Source organism: Streptomyces sp. NPDC005302, from assembly GCF_040607345.1.
Classification (GTDB): domain Bacteria; phylum Actinomycetota; class Actinomycetes; order Streptomycetales; family Streptomycetaceae; genus Streptomyces.
The window spans coordinates 146,886-162,235 of sequence record NZ_JBEXGN010000006.1; the positions used below are offsets into that span (position 1 = coordinate 146,886).

A 15,350-nucleotide genomic window follows, 5' to 3' on the forward strand; every position below is an offset into this window, starting at 1 on the left:
ATGCCTACGTTGATGTCCGGGCTGATGGCCACACGATGTCCGCGTGAAGGTGCTCGCATTACCGGGCAGCGCTCGGTGTCCGTGACTCGTCTCACTATTTCCTCCTCAATGCGACGCTCCGCATTCCGCAGGGGGTCACCGTCCGGCTGATTTCGGCGCCTTTATCGGTGAGTCTCAGGTCACTTCGTACATATGCGTGAGGCATATGCCAATTCACCCGGCCGTCGTAGGGCTCATCGCCTCGCGCGAGCCGCCACGAGGTCGCTCACCTCGGGTTTCGTCGCGTTAGTTCGGAATTCAATTGCCAAAGAAGGTGCGTCGGGGTCAATTCTTCCAAGCAGGTAATTAAGCGTGCGCTTTCGTGAGCTTTCGCACAAATACGGGGGGTACGTCTAGGCAAATTCGGACTTATCGCCGACTGTTGTGGCGGGATTTCTCCCACCCCCCACAGCGAAGGCAGGCGAACCCATGCGCAATTCTTCCGACGTTCCCGTGCAGCCTCACGCCGTCTCTGTCGCCGAGCTCGTTCCGGGTGACCTTCTCGCCCTGTCCGAGAGCGATGTGGCGCGGGACGAGTGGTACGTGGTGATGCACACGCTTCCCGAGACGCCGCACACGATCCGGGTGACCCTGCGGCCGCCGCTCGGGGGGAGAGACCACGACCGTGTCTTCGACCGGGGGCACCAAGTGACCGTGGGCTGTCGGCGAATGGATGTCGCGGGCATTCCCGAGATCGCCTCGGCCGACCTCGACGGGGTGGAGTTCCGCGACGGCGACCGGGTCACCTCGCTGCGGGTCGTCGACCCCGCCGCCGTCGAGGTGTCGTACACCCGGCGCTGGGGGCGCTGGCACCGGGATCTGGAGGACCGGGGCGAGGAGCCCGTCTCCGACACCGGGCTGCGCGAGGAGGTCGGGCGAGCCGTCGAGAGCGGTCACGTCGTACGGCACTTCCCGCGTCCGCGTCGTAGCGTCGCCGGCGGTGTCGTGCCCCGACGAGTCGTCGTCACCGGGGTCGGAGCGATGACCCCGCTCGGCGTCGGCGTCGGCGAGTTGTGGCAGGGACTGGTCGACGGGCGGTGCGGGATAACGGAGTTGGCGGACGACGAGTTCGACGGGCTGCCGGTACGGATCGCGGGCCGTGTGCCCGTCGACCCCGCCGAACTGCTGCCGAGGGCTCAGGCGCGGCGGATGAACCGGGCCGCGCAGTTCGCGGTACTCGCCGCGCGCGAGGCGTGGCGCGACGGCGGCTTCGACGAGGCGGGGACCGTCGAGAGCGGCCTCGATCCCGAACGGGTCGGCGTCAGTGTCGGCGCCATCCTCGGCGACGCCTCGGTGCTCGTCGGAGGCGACCGCAAGCTGCGGGACAAGGGGCCGCGTGCGGTGTCCCCGCTCACCACGCCGATGACCGTGCCGTCGCAGCCCGCGTCCCAGGTGTCGCTGGCGCTGCGGATCACCGGTGAGGCCCGCACGGTGACGAGCGCCTGCGCGTCGGGCACGGAGGCCATCGGACAGGCCATCGACCGCATCCGGTACGGGCGGGTCGACGTGGCGCTCGCCGGAGGCGCGGAGGCCGTCATCACACCGGCGATCATGGCCTCGTTCGCCTCGATGCGGGCGTTGTCCACCCACGAGCTGGGGTCGGTCAGTCCGTCCCGGCCGTTCGCCAAGGACCGCGACGGCTTCGTGAACGGCGAGGGGGCGGGCTTCCTGCTCCTGGAGTCCGAGGAGCACGCACGGGCCCGGGGCGCGCGGATCTACTGCGAGGCCGCCGGCTGGGGGCTGTCCGCCGACGCCCACCACATGGCCGCGCCGGACCCGTCCGGCGGCGGGGTCGCGCTCGCGCTGCGGCGCGCGGTGCGGGACGCGGGCGGCCACGCCGTCGACGTCGTGCACGTCAACGCGCACGCCACCGCCACCACCGAGGGCGACCTCGCCGAGGCGACCGCGCTGCGGACCGTGCTGGGCGGGGACGTACCGGTGACCGCGCTCAAGGGGCACCTCGGGCATCTGCAGGGCGCGGCGGGCGGGGTGGAGGCGGTCGCCACCGTTCTCACGCTCCACCACGGGCTCATCCCGCCCACCATCGGGTGCGAGGAGCAGGACGAGGCCATCGGGCTGGACGTGGTGACCGAATCCCCGCGGACCCTGTCCGCGCGGGGCGACCTGGCCCTCAGCAACTCGTTCGGCTTCGGCGGCCACAACGCGGTGCTGGCGCTGCGCCGTACGGCCTGAGGGGAGCACGGGATCGGCGCGCGGAGGGTGCCACTCCCGCTCGGACCGACGCCGTCGGCGAGAGCAGCGGTCGGCGGGCTGCTCCGCTCACCGGCGACAACGGACGTGCACATCCCACGGCGCACATCCCACCGTGCACATCCCAGCAGACCAACGGCGGTACACCTCGGGGCTCCGCAGTCCCGCCCGTGCCCGACGGACACCCCCGAACGGGGCCACGGACCACGGACCCCGGTGTCCGCGCGGAGACCTACGCCGACGCCCGTTTCCTCGCCGTCGTCTTCTTGGCCGTCGTCGTCTTCGCCGTCGCCTTCTTCGCAGTCGTCTTCTTGGCGGCGGTCTTCTTGGCCGCCGTCCGGGAGGCGGCGGTGTCTCCGGAGGACTTGGCGGAGCCCGCGGAGGTCTTGGCGGCCGTCTTGGTGGCCGACTTCCGGGCCGGGGTCTTCTTCGCCGCGGTCTTCTTCGCGGTCGTCTTCTTCGCCGTGGAGGTCGACTTCTTGCCGCCGACCTCCTTGGGTGCCGTACGGGCCGACCCACGGGTCCCCGACCTGCCGGCCGGCAGGGAGTGGACCTCGGCGTCCTTGCCCCCCGCGCCCTCCCCCGCGTCCGCGCCCCGGGACTGCTTGGCGGCGCTCACGCTCTTCTCCAGGGCGGCCATCAGGTCGAGCACCTTGCCGCCGTCCTTCTCCGCGGGAGCGGCCGGAGCCTCGTGGCCCTCGGCCTTGGCGGTGATGAGTTCCTCGACGGCCTCGCGGTAGTCGTCGTGCAGGCTGTCGAGGTCGACCTCGCCGAGCGTGTCCATCAGGGCGTCGGCCAGGTCGAGTTCCTTGTCGCGGATGGTGACGCCGTCGTCCGACGCGACGTCGTCGGTGGCGCGGATCTCGTCCGGCCAGAGCAGGCCGTGCATGGCGATCACGTCGTCGACCACGCGCAGCATGCCGAGCCGCTCGCGCCCGCGCAGCGCGAACTTGGCGATCGCCACCTTCTGGCTGCGCTTGAGTGCCTCGCGGAGCAGGACGTACGGCTTGGCCGCCGGGGCGCCGTTCACCGAGAGGTAGTACGCCGTGTCCATCTGGAGCGGGTCGATCCGGTCCTCCGGCACGAAGGCCACGATCTCGATGGTCCGGGCGGTCGGCAGGGGCAGCGAGGCGAGATCCTCGTCCGTGATCGGGATCAGGGTGCCGTCGGCCTCCTCGTAGGCCTTCCCGATCTCGGCGCTCTCGACCTCGGTGTCCTCCAGCTCGCAGACCTTGCGGTAGCGGATGCGGCCGCCGTCGTCGAGGTGGATCTGGCGGAAGGAGATCGCGTGGTTCTCGGTGGCGTTCATGAGCTTGACGGGGATGCTGACCAGGCCGAAGGAGATCGCGCCGTTCCAGATGGATCGCACGTGCAGCACCCTTCCGATCACCGTGGGCCGTTTTTGTGCCGATTTCGTGGCATTCTCATCGTATGACGCCGATCACGGAGGTGGAGGGGCGAAGGCTCGCGCTGAGCAACCTGGAGAAGGTCCTGTATCCGGCCGCCGGGTTCACCAAGGGCGAGGTGCTGCACTACTACGCCACGGTGGCGGACGTGCTCCTCCCCCACCTGCGCGACCGGCCCGTCTCCTTCCTGCGCTATCCCGACGGACCCGACGGACAGGTGTTCTTCACCAAGAACGTGCCGCCCGGTACGCCCGGCTGGGTCAGGACGGCCGAGGTGCCGCGCACGGAGGGGCCCGCCCGGATGGTCCTCCTCCAGGACCTGGCCTCGTTGATGTGGGCGGCGAACCTCGTGACGGAGTTCCACACGCCGCAGTGGACGATCGGCACGCCCGGGGTCGCCGACCGGATCGTGTTCGACCTCGACCCGGGGGCGCCGGCGACGGTCGTGGAGTGCTGCGAGGTCGCGCTGTGGCTGCGTGAGCGGCTGGCCGCGGACGGGTTCGAGGCGTACGCGAAGTCGTCCGGGTCGAAGGGGCTGCATCTGCTGGCCGCCGTCGCGCCGACGCCGTCCGACGAGGTCAGCGACTACGCGAAGGACCTGGCCGTGGAGGCGGAGAAGGCGCTGCCGCGGCTGGTCGTGCACCGGATGACGAAGAGCCTGCGGCCCGGCAAGGTGTTCGTCGACTGGAGCCAGAACGCGGGCCGGAAGACGACCGCCACGCCCTACACGCTGCGGGCGCGCCCCGAGCCGACGGTGTCGACGCCCGTGACCTGGGCCGAGGTCGAGCAGTGCCGGGAGCCGGCGGCCCTGGTGTTCCGGGCGCCGGACGTCACGGAGCGCGTGGCGGAGTTCGGCGACCTGATGGCTCCGCTGCTCGACCCGGAGCACCCGCGTCCGCTGCCCTGAGCGGCGGTCTCGGAGGGGCCGCGCCCTGTCGTCCTCACACCCGCAGCCAGGTGTGACGGTCCCGGGCCATCGCGTGCAGGGCCTCCACGTCGGCCGGTTTGAGGACGCCTCCGAGCCGGGCGAGACCGGCCAGGTCGGTGTCGCGCAGGACGCGGATCTGCCGCGGTGGGGCCAGGACGTCGAGCCGGGGCGCCTCGACCACCGCGAGGACGGCGTGGACCTGGGCGGTCAGGGCGTGCGAGACACGGTCGGCGTCCGCGCGGACCCGGCGGAGCAGCGGCTGCGCTTCGTGGCGGCCGACGGTGACCATCGGGTCGGCGACCAGGACGCGCTGCCTGCGGGCGTACAGGGCGCGGATGCAGAAGAGTCCCGCCGGGCCGATGACCAGGTGGTGGACGCGGTCGCCGCCCGGCAGGGGAATCGAGTGCAGGGTGTGCCAGCCGCCGCCCTCCAGGGCGTCCAGGGCCTCCCCGACGGCCTGTTCCGCGGCCAGCGCCCGGCGGCGCGGGTCGGGGCGCAGCCGGTGCGCGGGACCGGGGTCGCGGTCGAGGTCGATGACCAGGGCCTCGCCCGGCCGGTTCGGCGCGAGGTCGTCGTCCGGGTGGAGGGTCAGCCTGGCCAGTTCGGCCGGGGTCGGGACGGGTGGCGGGCCGACCGTCACGGGGCCGGTCAGGAAGGGGCCCAGGGCATGCAGGACGTCGGCGCGACGGTCCTCGCTGAGCAGGTTGACCCGGGCCGCCTCACGGTCGTACCAGGCGACGTTCCTTCCGTCGGTCCCGCACACGTACAGGCGGTCCTGTCCGTGGCGCCGGGCCGGTACGACGCGCAGTCCGTTCATGCACCATCACCCCCGTCCATGGGAACAGGCGGGGTGCTCCAGGGGCAAGAACCCGGTTACCTTTGAGGGGAGTTGGGGGAGTTGGGCGGGAGGCGCCGTTGCGGGGTCGCAGAAAGCATCCGGATGTTCCGGCTCCGGACAGCCCGTGGAGCGAGATCGTGCCGGGTCTGTGGATGGGCGGGCACGAGTTCGCGGGACGGGCCGGACCGGCCGAGGCCGTGGTCGTACGGGATGAGTTCGACCTGGTCCTGACGCTGCTGCGGCTGCCCGGGCACGGACCCGACCCGGGGGTCGAGCACCACGTGTGGGCGATACCGGACGGGCCCCTGGACGGGACGCAGCTCACCGGGGTCATGCGGCTCGCGCGCGCGGCGGACGACGCGCTGGAGGACGGGCGGCGGGTGCTGGTCCGCTGCTATCACGGCTACAACCGATCGGGTCTGGTCGTCGCGCACGCGCTCGTCCTCGCCGGACACTCCGCCGACGACGCCATCCGGCTGATCCGGGCCCGGCGCTCGCCGTGGGCGCTGCACAACCAGCTGTTCGTGGAGTACCTGCGGGCCGGGCTCACCACGGCGCGGCTCCTCGAGGAACTCGCGGAGTAGACGAGCTGACGGGGCCGGCGTCCGCGCGGGTCGGGCGCCGGGGCGGCGCGGGGCCTGTACGGCGCGGGTGCGGGAGGTCTCCCAGGCAGGCCGGGTGAACAAAAAGGACTTCCGTATGAATAAGGTGTACGGGGCGACCGGTCGTCCCGGGTCGCGCCCGGACGTCCGGGGCGGGTCCGTCGAGGACGGCCGCCGCTCCGACGACAGCATCCACAGCATTCTCTTCGTCGACCACGTGCGGCAGCGGCGCGCCCGCGCCTCCGGACGGTCGGCCCGGACGCAGGAGCGCAGTGATCCACAGCCGCCTCGCGCGTACGGCCTCGGGGCCGGCGCGTGCCGTTCTCGGAGCCGTCGTCACCGCCGTGCTGGCGGTCGCCCTGACGGCCTGCGGGGACTCCGGCGACCTGCGCGGCGCGGGGGCGACCCCGACCGCCGTGGGCCCGAGCAAGCTGTGGCCGCAGCTCGCGCCCGCCTCGACGCCGGCGATCGACTACGGGGAGGCGGACACCGAGACCGTCAAGGGCGTCACCGCGCCCGGCGACGACATCCACAAGGTCGATCCGCTCGCCGTGGTGCGGGCCGAGGTGGCCGCCCATCCGGACGACTACACCGGACCGAAGGCGCCGTACGCGCAGACGGTGAAGCAGCTCGCGGACTGCGGCGAGCGCGGAGCGCGGGACGGGAAGTGCCCGATCCTCCAGGCGTACTACCGCGACCTGACCGGGGACGGCAAGGACGACCTCGTGCTCGGCATCCGCTTCCCGAAGGACCAGCTGGCGGTCCGCGTCTACACGTTCCTGCACCACAAGCTGGTGGAGGTCATGGGCACCTCGGACAGTGTGGTGAGTGTGGAGCTGGCCGGCCGGGACGTGATCATCCGGTCGCCCTCGACGCTGCCCGGCTACGAGTTCCGCACGGTGTGGTCCTGGGATCCGCACCAGAACGCGATGCTCGCGACCCGGGACGAGATCCTGCGGGTCGGGCCGGCGGCTCCGCGCGGCTCCCGCACCCCGCCGCCGGGCCTCGTCCCCTCTCCCTCGCACTCCCCCTCGGCCTCGCCGCCCGCCGCTCCGCCCGCGAGCGGTTCATGAGCCCCCGGCCGCGGCTGCCGGACTGGACGGCGACGCTGACCTGGAAGGCGGCCGCGTTCATCGCGGTGATGTGCTGCGGGCTCGCCGCCCTGCTCGGCGTCCTCGTGCACGTCTCGGTGACCGACCAGACCGTCGGCGAGGCGCGCAACCGCGCGCTCGACCGGCTCACGGACGTCACGGCGGCCTACGAGGCGGGCGACCGGCTGCCGCCGGGCGCGGGCGTCGACCCGCCCGGACTGCCCGTGCGGCTGCGCGAACTGGCGGTGGCGGGCCGGCGCGGCTCGATGGTCGGCGAGCACGACACCCGTCCGACGATGTGGGCCGCCGGGCCCGCCGACGGAGGGCGGGCGCTGGCCGTGCAGTACGACTACGCCCAGGGCGCGCACACCATCGACGCCCTGGACCGGGCGATCGTGTGGTCGTCGGCCCTGGCGATCGGCGCGACGCTGCTGGTCGGCGCGTTCGCGGTGACGCGGGTGACGCGGCGGCTGCACGCGACCGCTCGGGTGGCGCGGCGGATCAGCGCGGGCGACCTGGACGCGCGGGTCGACGATCCGCGGGCACAGAATCCGCGGCGCGCGCAGGACGAGGTGGCGGCGGTGGCCGGCGCGCTCGACACGATGGCGTCGTCGTTGCAGCGCAAGCTGCTGAGCGAGCAGCGGTTCACCGCGGACGTGGCGCACGAGCTGCGGACGCCGCTGACCGGGCTGCACGCGGCGGCCGAACTGCTCCCGCCCGGGCGGCCGACGGAGCTGGTGCGCGACCGGGTGGCGACGCTGCGCACTCTGACGGAGGACCTCCTGGAGATCTCGCGGCTCGACGCTCGCAGGGAGCGTCCTGAGGTGGACTCGGAGCCGTTGGTTCCGCTGGCCGAGCGGGTGGTCCGGGCGTCGGGGACGGACACCGAGGTGCTCGTGGTGCGCGCTGCGTGGGTGGAGACGGACCGGCGGCGGCTGGAGCGGGTGCTCGGGAACCTGGTGGCGAACGCGCACAAGCACGGCGCCGGGCGGGTGGTGCTGACGGTCGACGGGCCGGTCGTCACCGTCCGGGACCACGGGGAGGGCTATCCGGACTACCTCGTGGAGCACGGGCCGCAGCGTTTCCGCACCGAGGGCGGCGCGACGGGGCACGGTCTCGGGCTGACCATCGCGGTCGGCCAGGCGGAGGTCCTGGGCGCGCGTCTGGAGTTCACGAACGCGCCGGACGGCGGCGCGGTGGCGACGCTGACGCTCCCTCAGGACGGGCGGGGGGAGCCTGGCGTCCCCGATGGCGGAGTGTGACCTGCGGTCCCCGGCTCCCCCTCCTAATGTGGCGAATAGTCAGCTTCGCCCCCTTTCTGGAGGAGCCCCCATGTCCCTGCGGTCCACGCCCACCCGAATCGCCATGGCCCTCGCCGCCGGCAGCATGGTCGCGCTCACGGCGGCCGGCCCCGCCCTCGCCGACGGGGAAGGGGGCTTCGCGAACACCAACAGCAACAGCAACAACAACAGCAGCAGCAGCAGCCACGAGTGGAGCAACAACGGCGGTGACGGCGGTGGCGGTGGCGGCAACGGCGACGGCCGCGAGTGGAACAACGGCGGTGGCGGCGACGGCCGCGAGACCGGCGACAACGGACGCGGGGACGGCCGCCAGGACAACCAGCGCCGGTACAAGGGCCGGATCACCGCGCGCGGCGGCCTCGCCCTGCGCAGCGCGCCCAACCGCGGCAGCCGGCTGATCCGGGTCGCACGGCAGGGCGAGATCGTCTCGATCTACTGCAAGACCCCGGGCCAGAAGGTCGACGGCAACCCGCTCTGGTACCTCCTCACCGACGGCACCTGGGCCTGGGGCCCCGCCCGCTACATCGACAACATCGGTCCGTCCCCCCGCTGGTGCTGACGGCCCGGCACCGCGACAGGTGAACCGCAACGGCCGGTTTGTCAGTTCATAACGGGACATCAGGTCGACCACTTGCTACGTTCCGGACATGACCCAGCCCGGAATGTCCGGAACGACCGTGGCGGTGGAACCGGCCCCTCCCGCTGTACGCCTGCCCAGGCGCCGTGGCATCGAGTTCACCCTCCTCGTCCTGGCCGTCCTGCTCAGCGTGTACGGATACTGCGCTGTCGGTCTCGCCAAGAACGGCACCGTCCCGCCCGGCGCCGCCGGTTACGGCGCCGGGCTCGGTGTGCTCGCGCTCCTCGCCCATGTGGCCGTGCGCGTCCGGGCCCCGTACGCCGATCCGCTGCTGCTGCCCATCGGCGTCCTGCTCAACGGCCTGGGACTGGTGCTGATCTACCGGCTGGATCTGGAGACCCCGGACGACCAGGCGGCACCGATCCAGCTCGTCTGGTCGACGCTCGGCGTCACGTTCTTCATCGTGGCCGTGGTCCTCCTGCGCGATCACCGGGTCCTGCAGCGCTACACCTACGTGTCGGTGGTCAGCGCGCTCGCCCTGCTCGTCCTGCCGATCTTCTTCCCGGCGGTGAACGGCGCCCGCATCTGGATCCGCATCGCCGGGTTCTCCATCCAGCCGGGCGAGTTCGCGAAGGTGCTGCTCGCGGTGTTCTTCGCCGGCTACCTCGCCGCCAACCGCAACGCGCTCGCGTACAGCGGCCGGCAGATCTGGCGGTTCCGGCGGCTGCAGCTGCCCACCGGCCGGGTCCTCGGCCCGATCGTGGCGATCTGGCTGCTGAGCGTTCTGGTGCTGGTCCTGGAGCGGGACCTCGGGACCTCGCTGCTGTTCTTCGGCCTGTTCGTGATCATGCTGTACGTCGCCACCGGCCGCACCGGCTGGATCGCGGTCGGGCTCATGCTGGCCTCCGTGGGCGCGGTGGCGGTCGGCCGGCTGGAGCCGCACGTGCACAGCCGTGTGGAGGACTGGCTGGCACCCTTCGCCTCGATCACCGCGGGGGACGGCCCGAACCAACTGGCCCAGTCCCTCTTCGCGTTCGCCTCCGGCGGGCTGCTCGGCACCGGCCTCGGGCTCGGCCACTCGATCCTCATCGGCTTCGCCGCCAAGTCCGACTTCATCCTCGCGACCGCGGGCGAGGAACTGGGACTGGTCGGCCTGTCCGCGATCTTCCTCCTCTACGCGCTCCTCGTGGAACGCGGCTACCGCGCGGGCCTCGCGGTGCGCGACCCCTTCGGCCGGCTCCTCGCCATCGGGCTCGCCTCGATCATGGCCCTCCAGGTCTTCGTCATCGCGGGCGGCGTCACCGGCCTGATCCCGCTGACCGGCATGGCGATGCCCTTCCTCGCCCAGGGCGGCTCCTCGGTCGTCACCAACTGGATCATCGTGGCCCTGCTGATCCGCATCAGCGACAGCGCCCGCGGCCAGTACGACGGGACGGAGACATCGTGACGAAGTACATCCGGCGGGCCATCGGGCTGTGCGCCGTGCTGCTGGTGGCGCTGCTGGTCAACGCCGTCCGCGTCCAGGTCGTCCAGGCCCCGTCGTACGACGGCAACCCCGCCAACCGCCGCCAGGCGATCGCCCGTTACGGCCAGCCGCGCGGGGACATCGTCGTCGACGGCAGGACGGTCACCGGGTCCAGGGACACCGGGGAGCAGCTCCGTTACGAACGCACCTACCGGGACGGCCCGTTGTTCGCGCCCGTCACCGGGTTCGCCTCGCAGGTGTACGGGACGACGCTGCTGGAGGGCACCGAGGACGGCGTTCTGTCCGGCGCCGACCCGATGCTCGCGCCGTTCCCCCTGTGGAACGACTTCACGCGGGCCCGCAGCGCCGGCGGCAAGGTGGTCACCACGCTGAACGGGGCGGCGCAGCGGGCGGCGTTCGAGGGACTCGGGTCGCGCCGGGGCGCGGTCGCGGCGATCGAGCCGTCCACCGGGCGGATCCTGGCACTGGTCTCCACCCCCTCGTACGACCCCGGGGCGCTGTCCGGGACGGGACCGGCCGTCTCCGAGGCGTGGGCGCGGCTCAACGCGGAGGACGACAAGCCGATGCTCAACCGGGCGATCCGGCAGACGTATCCGCCGGGGTCGACGTTCAAGGTGGTGACCGCGGCGGCGGCGCTGGACGCGGGGGTGGTGGACGACGTGGACGCGCCGAGCCACTCGCCGAACCCGTACCGGCTGCCCGGCACGACGACACGGCTCACGAACGAGGTCGAGGGCTGCGAGGACGCGTCGCTGCGCTATGCCTTCACCTGGTCGTGCAACACGGTGTTCGCCAAGCTGGGGGTGGACGTCGGGCTCGATGCGATGACGCGCACGGCGGCGGACTTCGGCTTCAACGACCGCAAGCTGCGCATCCCCTTCGCGGTGGCGCCGAGCAACTTCGATCTGCGGCTGGACAAGGCGCAGTTGGCGCTGTCGTCCATCGGCCAGTTCGACACCCGGGCGACCCCGCTCCAGATGGCGATGATCTCAGCGGCCGTCGCGGGGGACGGCACGGTCCGCAGGCCGTACCTGGTGGAGCGGACGACCCGGCGCGGCGGCGGAACTCTGGGCACGACGGGCCCGCGGACGCTCCATCAGGCGATGAGCGCGTCGACGGCGCAGCAGATGCGCGAGCTGATGACCGACGTGGTGGAGGAGGGCACGGGGACGGTGGCCGCCATCCCCGGTGCCACCGTCGGCGGCAAGACCGGCACCGCGCAGCACGGCGTCGGCAACGCGGGAACCCCGTACGCGTGGTTCATCTCCTGGGCCCGGCCCGACGACTCGATGCAGCCGGCGGTGGCGGTGGCGGTCGTCGTCGAGGACGCGGCGGCGAACCGGGGGGACATCAGCGGCGGCGGCTCCGCGGGTCCGATCGCCCGGTCGGTGATGGAGGCGGTGCTGGACACGCGGGACCACGGGGACCGTTGAAAGGGGAAGGCGTGGGTCGCTGAGCCGGAAATCCGAACCGGGGGCGGGCGGGCCCGGCGTGTCCGCTCTCGTCCTGTGAGACGTGGGTGTGCCGGCCGTCCGAGGCCGCCTACCGTTCGCTCATGACCTTACCGACAGGCGCGCACGAACTCGCCGAGGTGAACATAGCCCGGCTCGCAGCACCCCTGGATTCCCCGCAGTTGAAGGCCTTCGTCGACGCTCTCGATCCGGTGAACGCTGTCGCGGACGCGGCCGACGGTTTCGTCTGGCGGCTCCAGAGCGACTCCGGCAACGCCACGGACTATCGCGTGCTCGGCGACGACCGGATGATGATCAACCTCTCGACCTGGCGGGACGTCGCGGCCCTCAGGGCCTTCATGTACCAGGGGCGGCACCGCGAGCTGATGTCCCGTCGGAGCGACTTCTTCGAGCGGCTCGCGGAGGCGGCGACCGCGCTGTGGTGGGTTCCGGCAGGTCACCGTCCGTCGGCCGAGGAGGCCGAGTCCCGCCTGCTGCACCTGCGTGAACACGGGCCCACACAGCACGCGTTCACCCTGCGGACGTCGTTCGCTCCCGCCGAGTCGTCCGGGATCTAGAGACCCCCGGGCACGAGCTCCCTGCGGCGCAGCCAGTCGTCGGCGACGCCGGCCACGCCGGTGCGGGCGGCCACCACGCCGCCGGTGATCGCGCAGGTGGTGTCGACGTCGCCGAAGCCCTCGGCGGTGCTCCACAGGGCCCCGGTCAGGTCGGTCGCGTGCCGGGCGGCGCACCAGAGGGCGAAGGGGACGGTGTCGTCGGCGCGGATCCGCTGACCGTTGCCGAGGACGTCCGATGCCTTCCAGGGCGGAGTGCCGAACGAGAGGGCGGCGGCCTTCTCGACGCCGTCCCGTACGGCGCTCGGCGGGGTCGCGGCGGCGACCGCGGCCAGGTCGAGCCCGCCCCGCGCGGACAGCGCCGCCGCCGTGGCCACCGCGACCGCGCCCGCGACGCCCTCCGGGTGGGCGTGCGTCACCTCGGCCGACAGCGCGGCCTGTTCGGCGACGGCGGGCAGGCTGGCGTGGAACCAGGCTCCCAGCGGGGCGACCCGCATGGCCGCGCCGTTGCCGAGGCTGCCCTCGCCGCCGAACAGGGCGCGCGCGAGCTCCGGCCAGCGGTGCGGCTCCTGGAGCAGCCGGGGCAGCAGTTCGTGCATGCCGTAGCCGTAGCCGCGGGCGGGGTCCGCGTCGTAGCCGAGGGCGAAGACCTGGGCCAGTTCCGTCTGCCGGATCTCGCCGTGTTCGTCGAGGACACGCAGGACACCGAGCGCCATCGCGGTGTCGTCGGTCCAGTGCCAGGTGTGCTCCTGCGGGGTGCGCCGGGCGCGGATCTCCTCGTACGCCTGGAGCCGGTCCCGGAAGAGGGGGAACCAGCGCTCGCCGAAGGCGTCGCCGAGGGACAGCCCGTCGAGGCTGCGGCGGGCTGCTGGGCGGTCGGCGGGGATCGGCGGGGTCATGGGGTGATGATGCCGGGCCCGGCGGCCGGTTGCGCAGGGGTTTTCCCGCGTCGGGGTGTCGCGTCGCGGACGGTCGCGCACCGGTTGCGCCAACTAGTCCTGCCCAGGGGATTGACGAGCTTGCTGACAAGCAGTCTCATAAGTTGTGACCGCCGGTAACCCCCGCAGATCCCGTACGACGAGGTGGAAACAGTCATGACGACGGTGACCGAAGCCGAGGTGCTCCGTGACGCGCTCGGTCTGCTCAAGGACCGGGAGCAGGTGGCAGAGCGCCTCCTCGACTCATCCGCCAAGCACTCCTTCGACCCCGACAAGGAGCTCGACTGGGACGCGCCCTTCGAGGAGGGCAAGTGGTTCTGGCCGCCCGAGCTGGTGTCGCTGTACGACACCCCGATGTGGCACCGGATGAGCGAGGAGCAGCGGATCGCGCTGTCCCAGCACGAGGCGGCGGCGCTGGCCTCGCTGGGCATCTGGTTCGAGCTCATCCTGATGCAGCTGCTGGTGCGGCACATCTACGACAAGGCGGCGACGAGCGCGCACGTGCGCTACGCGCTGACCGAGATCGAGGACGAGTGCCGGCATTCGAAGATGTTCGCCCGGCTGATCACCCGCGGCGGCACCCCGCACTACCCCGTGAGCCGGGCGCACCTCAACCTCGGGCGGCTGTTCAAGACCATCTCGACCACGCCGGGTTCGTTCACGGCGACGCTGCTCGGTGAGGAGATCCTCGACTGGATGCAGCGGCTGACGTTCCCGGACGAGCGGGTGCAGACCCTGGTCCGCGGCGTCACGCGCATCCACGTCGTGGAGGAGGCCCGGCACGTCCGCTACGCCCGCGAGGAGTTGCGGCGCCAGATGGTCACGGCACCGCGCTGGTCCCAGGAGTTCACCCGCGTCACCTCGGGCGAGTTCGCCCGCGTCTTCTCGGTGGCCTTCATCAACCCCGACGTGTACACGAACGTCGGCCTCGACCAGCGCGAGGCGATGGCCCAGGTCAAGGCGAGCGGACACCGGCGCGAGGTGATGCAGACCGGCGCCAAGCGGCTGACGGACTTCCTGGACGACATCGGGGTACTGCGTGGAGCGGGGCGGCGGCTGTGGAAGTCCTCGGGGCTGCTGGCCTGAGCCGTTGTGGCGGCGGGACCGGCCCCGGGCCGGTCCCGCCGGTCACCCGCCGTTGTGTGGGAGTTGTGTACGGGCCGGTTACGCTGCCCGACATGACCTCGCAGGCCTCCACCCCCGCCTACCGCCGTCTCAGCGTCGAGGAACGGCGCAGCCAGCTCCTCGAAGCCGCGCTCTCGCTGTTCGCCCAGCGGGTGCCCGAGGAGGTCTCGCTGGACGACGTGGCGGAGGCGGCCGGGGTGTCCCGGCCGCTCGTGTACCGCTACTTCCCGGGCGGCAAGCAGCAGTTGTACGAGGCCGCCCTGCGCTCCGCCGCGGACGAGCTGGAGCAGTGCTTCGCGGAACCCCCCGAGGGGCCGCTGTCCCAGCGCCTCTCGCACGCCCTGGACCGCTATCTCGCCTTCGTGGACCAGCACGACGCCGGGTTCAGCGCCCTGCTCCAGGGCGGCAGCGTCATCGAGACCTCCCGGACGACGGCGATCGTCGACGGGGTCCGCCGTGCGGCGGCGGACCACATCCTCGATCACCTCGCGGTGCAGGACCCCGGGCCCCGGCTGCGGATGACCGTGCGGATGTGGATCACGGCGGTGGAGGCCGCCTCGCTGATCTGGCTCGACGAGGGCAAGCAGCCGCCGCTGGACGAGCTGCGGGACTGGCTCGTCGAGCAGTTCGTGGCGGTGCTCACCGCGAGCGCCGGGCGCGACGCGCAGACCGCCGCGGTGGTCCGGGCCTCGCTGGCGATCGAGCCCGCGGACGGCATCGTGGGGACGCTGGTGCGCCGGGTGCTGCCCGTTGTCGGGGACGCGGCCCACCTGCTGTGACAC

The 15,350-nt window shown here is 72.3% G+C and carries 14 protein-coding genes; 11 read left to right on the forward strand and 3 right to left on the reverse strand.

Going from position 1 to position 15,350, the window contains the following annotated elements:
• Positions 1-468: 468 nt before the first annotated feature.
• Complete coding sequence (locus ABZT74_RS11335) at positions 469-2,232, forward strand: beta-ketoacyl-[acyl-carrier-protein] synthase family protein (protein WP_356434202.1); 1,764 nt, start codon at positions 469-471, stop codon at positions 2,230-2,232.
• A gap of 250 nt (positions 2,233-2,482) precedes the next feature.
• Here ABZT74_RS11335 and ABZT74_RS11340 read toward each other — a convergent pair whose 3' ends face one another.
• Positions 2,483-3,619 carry a Ku protein gene (locus tag ABZT74_RS11340; protein WP_356434204.1) on the reverse strand — a complete coding sequence of 379 codons (1,137 nt, stop codon included), beginning with the start codon at positions 3,617-3,619 and terminating at the stop codon, positions 2,483-2,485.
• A gap of 62 nt (positions 3,620-3,681) precedes the next feature.
• Between ABZT74_RS11340 and ligD the strand changes: the two genes are divergently transcribed.
• On the forward strand, positions 3,682-4,563 hold the full coding sequence (ligD, locus tag ABZT74_RS11345) for a non-homologous end-joining DNA ligase (RefSeq protein ID WP_356434206.1): 882 nt from the start codon (positions 3,682-3,684) through the stop codon (positions 4,561-4,563).
• A 34-nt stretch (positions 4,564-4,597) separates the two neighbouring features.
• Here the strand turns inward: ligD and ABZT74_RS11350 are convergent, their stop codons facing one another.
• A complete protein-coding gene (locus ABZT74_RS11350) occupies positions 4,598-5,401 on the reverse strand; it encodes a nuclease-related domain-containing protein (protein ID WP_356434208.1) in 804 nt (267 codons plus the stop codon).
• A 98-nt stretch (positions 5,402-5,499) separates the two neighbouring features.
• Between ABZT74_RS11350 and ABZT74_RS11355 the strand changes: the two genes are divergently transcribed.
• The 7 genes from ABZT74_RS11355 to ABZT74_RS11385 all read left to right on the forward strand — a co-directional run bounded on the left by ABZT74_RS11355 (position 5,500) and on the right by ABZT74_RS11385 (position 12,508).
• Positions 5,500-6,006 carry a dual specificity protein phosphatase family protein gene (locus ABZT74_RS11355; RefSeq protein WP_355875863.1) on the forward strand — a complete coding sequence of 169 codons (507 nt, stop codon included), beginning with the start codon at positions 5,500-5,502 and terminating at the stop codon, positions 6,004-6,006.
• Between the two features lie 290 nt (positions 6,007-6,296).
• Entirely contained in the window at positions 6,297-7,097 is an 801-nt protein-coding gene (locus ABZT74_RS11360) for a hypothetical protein (RefSeq protein ID WP_356434209.1), read from the forward strand.
• Positions 7,094-8,377, forward strand: coding sequence for a HAMP domain-containing sensor histidine kinase (locus ABZT74_RS11365; RefSeq protein WP_356434211.1), 1,284 nt, complete (start codon positions 7,094-7,096; stop codon positions 8,375-8,377). Before ABZT74_RS11360 ends, ABZT74_RS11365 begins: the two co-directional genes overlap by 4 nt.
• Before the next feature lie 70 nt (positions 8,378-8,447).
• Positions 8,448-8,975 carry an SH3 domain-containing protein gene (locus ABZT74_RS11370; RefSeq protein WP_356434213.1) on the forward strand — a complete coding sequence of 176 codons (528 nt, stop codon included), beginning with the start codon at positions 8,448-8,450 and terminating at the stop codon, positions 8,973-8,975.
• Positions 8,976-9,063: 88 nt separating this feature from the next.
• Entirely contained in the window at positions 9,064-10,440 is a 1,377-nt protein-coding gene (locus ABZT74_RS11375; protein ID WP_356434215.1) for an FtsW/RodA/SpoVE family cell cycle protein, read from the forward strand.
• Positions 10,437-11,912: a penicillin-binding transpeptidase domain-containing protein gene (locus ABZT74_RS11380; protein WP_356434217.1), complete on the forward strand. Its 1,476-nt coding sequence runs from the start codon at positions 10,437-10,439 to the stop codon at positions 11,910-11,912. The genes ABZT74_RS11375 and ABZT74_RS11380 overlap by 4 nt, the downstream gene beginning before the upstream one ends.
• Before the next feature lie 122 nt (positions 11,913-12,034).
• Positions 12,035-12,508, forward strand: a complete 474-nt coding sequence (locus ABZT74_RS11385) for a DUF3291 domain-containing protein (RefSeq protein ID WP_356434218.1) — start codon at positions 12,035-12,037, stop codon at positions 12,506-12,508.
• Here ABZT74_RS11385 and ABZT74_RS11390 read toward each other — a convergent pair.
• Positions 12,505-13,404 carry an ADP-ribosylglycohydrolase family protein gene (locus ABZT74_RS11390; protein ID WP_356434220.1) on the reverse strand — a complete coding sequence of 300 codons (900 nt, stop codon included), beginning with the start codon at positions 13,402-13,404 and terminating at the stop codon, positions 12,505-12,507. The genes ABZT74_RS11385 and ABZT74_RS11390 overlap by 4 nt on opposite strands.
• 195 nt (positions 13,405-13,599) lie before the next feature.
• Here ABZT74_RS11390 and ABZT74_RS11395 point away from each other — a divergent pair, with 195 nt between their 5' ends.
• Positions 13,600-14,529 (forward strand): diiron oxygenase, encoded by a 930-nt coding sequence (locus ABZT74_RS11395; protein ID WP_164371821.1) that lies wholly within the window; start codon positions 13,600-13,602, stop codon positions 14,527-14,529.
• A 92-nt stretch (positions 14,530-14,621) separates the two neighbouring features.
• Positions 14,622-15,347, forward strand: coding sequence for a TetR/AcrR family transcriptional regulator (locus ABZT74_RS11400; RefSeq protein WP_356166636.1), 726 nt, complete (start codon positions 14,622-14,624; stop codon positions 15,345-15,347).
• The last annotated feature ends 3 nt before the right edge of the window (positions 15,348-15,350 follow it).

Bases quoted from the DNA above. Each gene is read 5' to 3' on its own strand.
- ABZT74_RS11335 (WP_356434202.1), top strand. From the start codon at position 469: ATGCGCAATTCTTCCGACGTTCCCGTGCAGCCTCACGCCGTCTCTGTC.
- ligD (WP_356434206.1), top strand. From the start codon at position 3,682: ATGACGCCGATCACGGAGGTGGAGGGGCGAAGGCTCGCGCTGAGCAAC.
- ABZT74_RS11350 (WP_356434208.1), bottom strand. From the start codon at position 5,401: ATGAACGGACTGCGCGTCGTACCGGCCCGGCGCCACGGACAGGACCGC.
- ABZT74_RS11365 (WP_356434211.1), top strand. From the start codon at position 7,094: ATGAGCCCCCGGCCGCGGCTGCCGGACTGGACGGCGACGCTGACCTGG.
- ABZT74_RS11370 (WP_356434213.1), top strand. From the start codon at position 8,448: ATGTCCCTGCGGTCCACGCCCACCCGAATCGCCATGGCCCTCGCCGCC.
- ABZT74_RS11375 (WP_356434215.1), top strand. From the start codon at position 9,064: ATGACCCAGCCCGGAATGTCCGGAACGACCGTGGCGGTGGAACCGGCC.
- ABZT74_RS11385 (WP_356434218.1), top strand. From the start codon at position 12,035: ATGACCTTACCGACAGGCGCGCACGAACTCGCCGAGGTGAACATAGCC.
- ABZT74_RS11390 (WP_356434220.1), bottom strand. From the start codon at position 13,404: ATGACCCCGCCGATCCCCGCCGACCGCCCAGCAGCCCGCCGCAGCCTC.
- ABZT74_RS11395 (WP_164371821.1), top strand. From the start codon at position 13,600: ATGACGACGGTGACCGAAGCCGAGGTGCTCCGTGACGCGCTCGGTCTG.
- ABZT74_RS11400 (WP_356166636.1), top strand. From the start codon at position 14,622: ATGACCTCGCAGGCCTCCACCCCCGCCTACCGCCGTCTCAGCGTCGAG.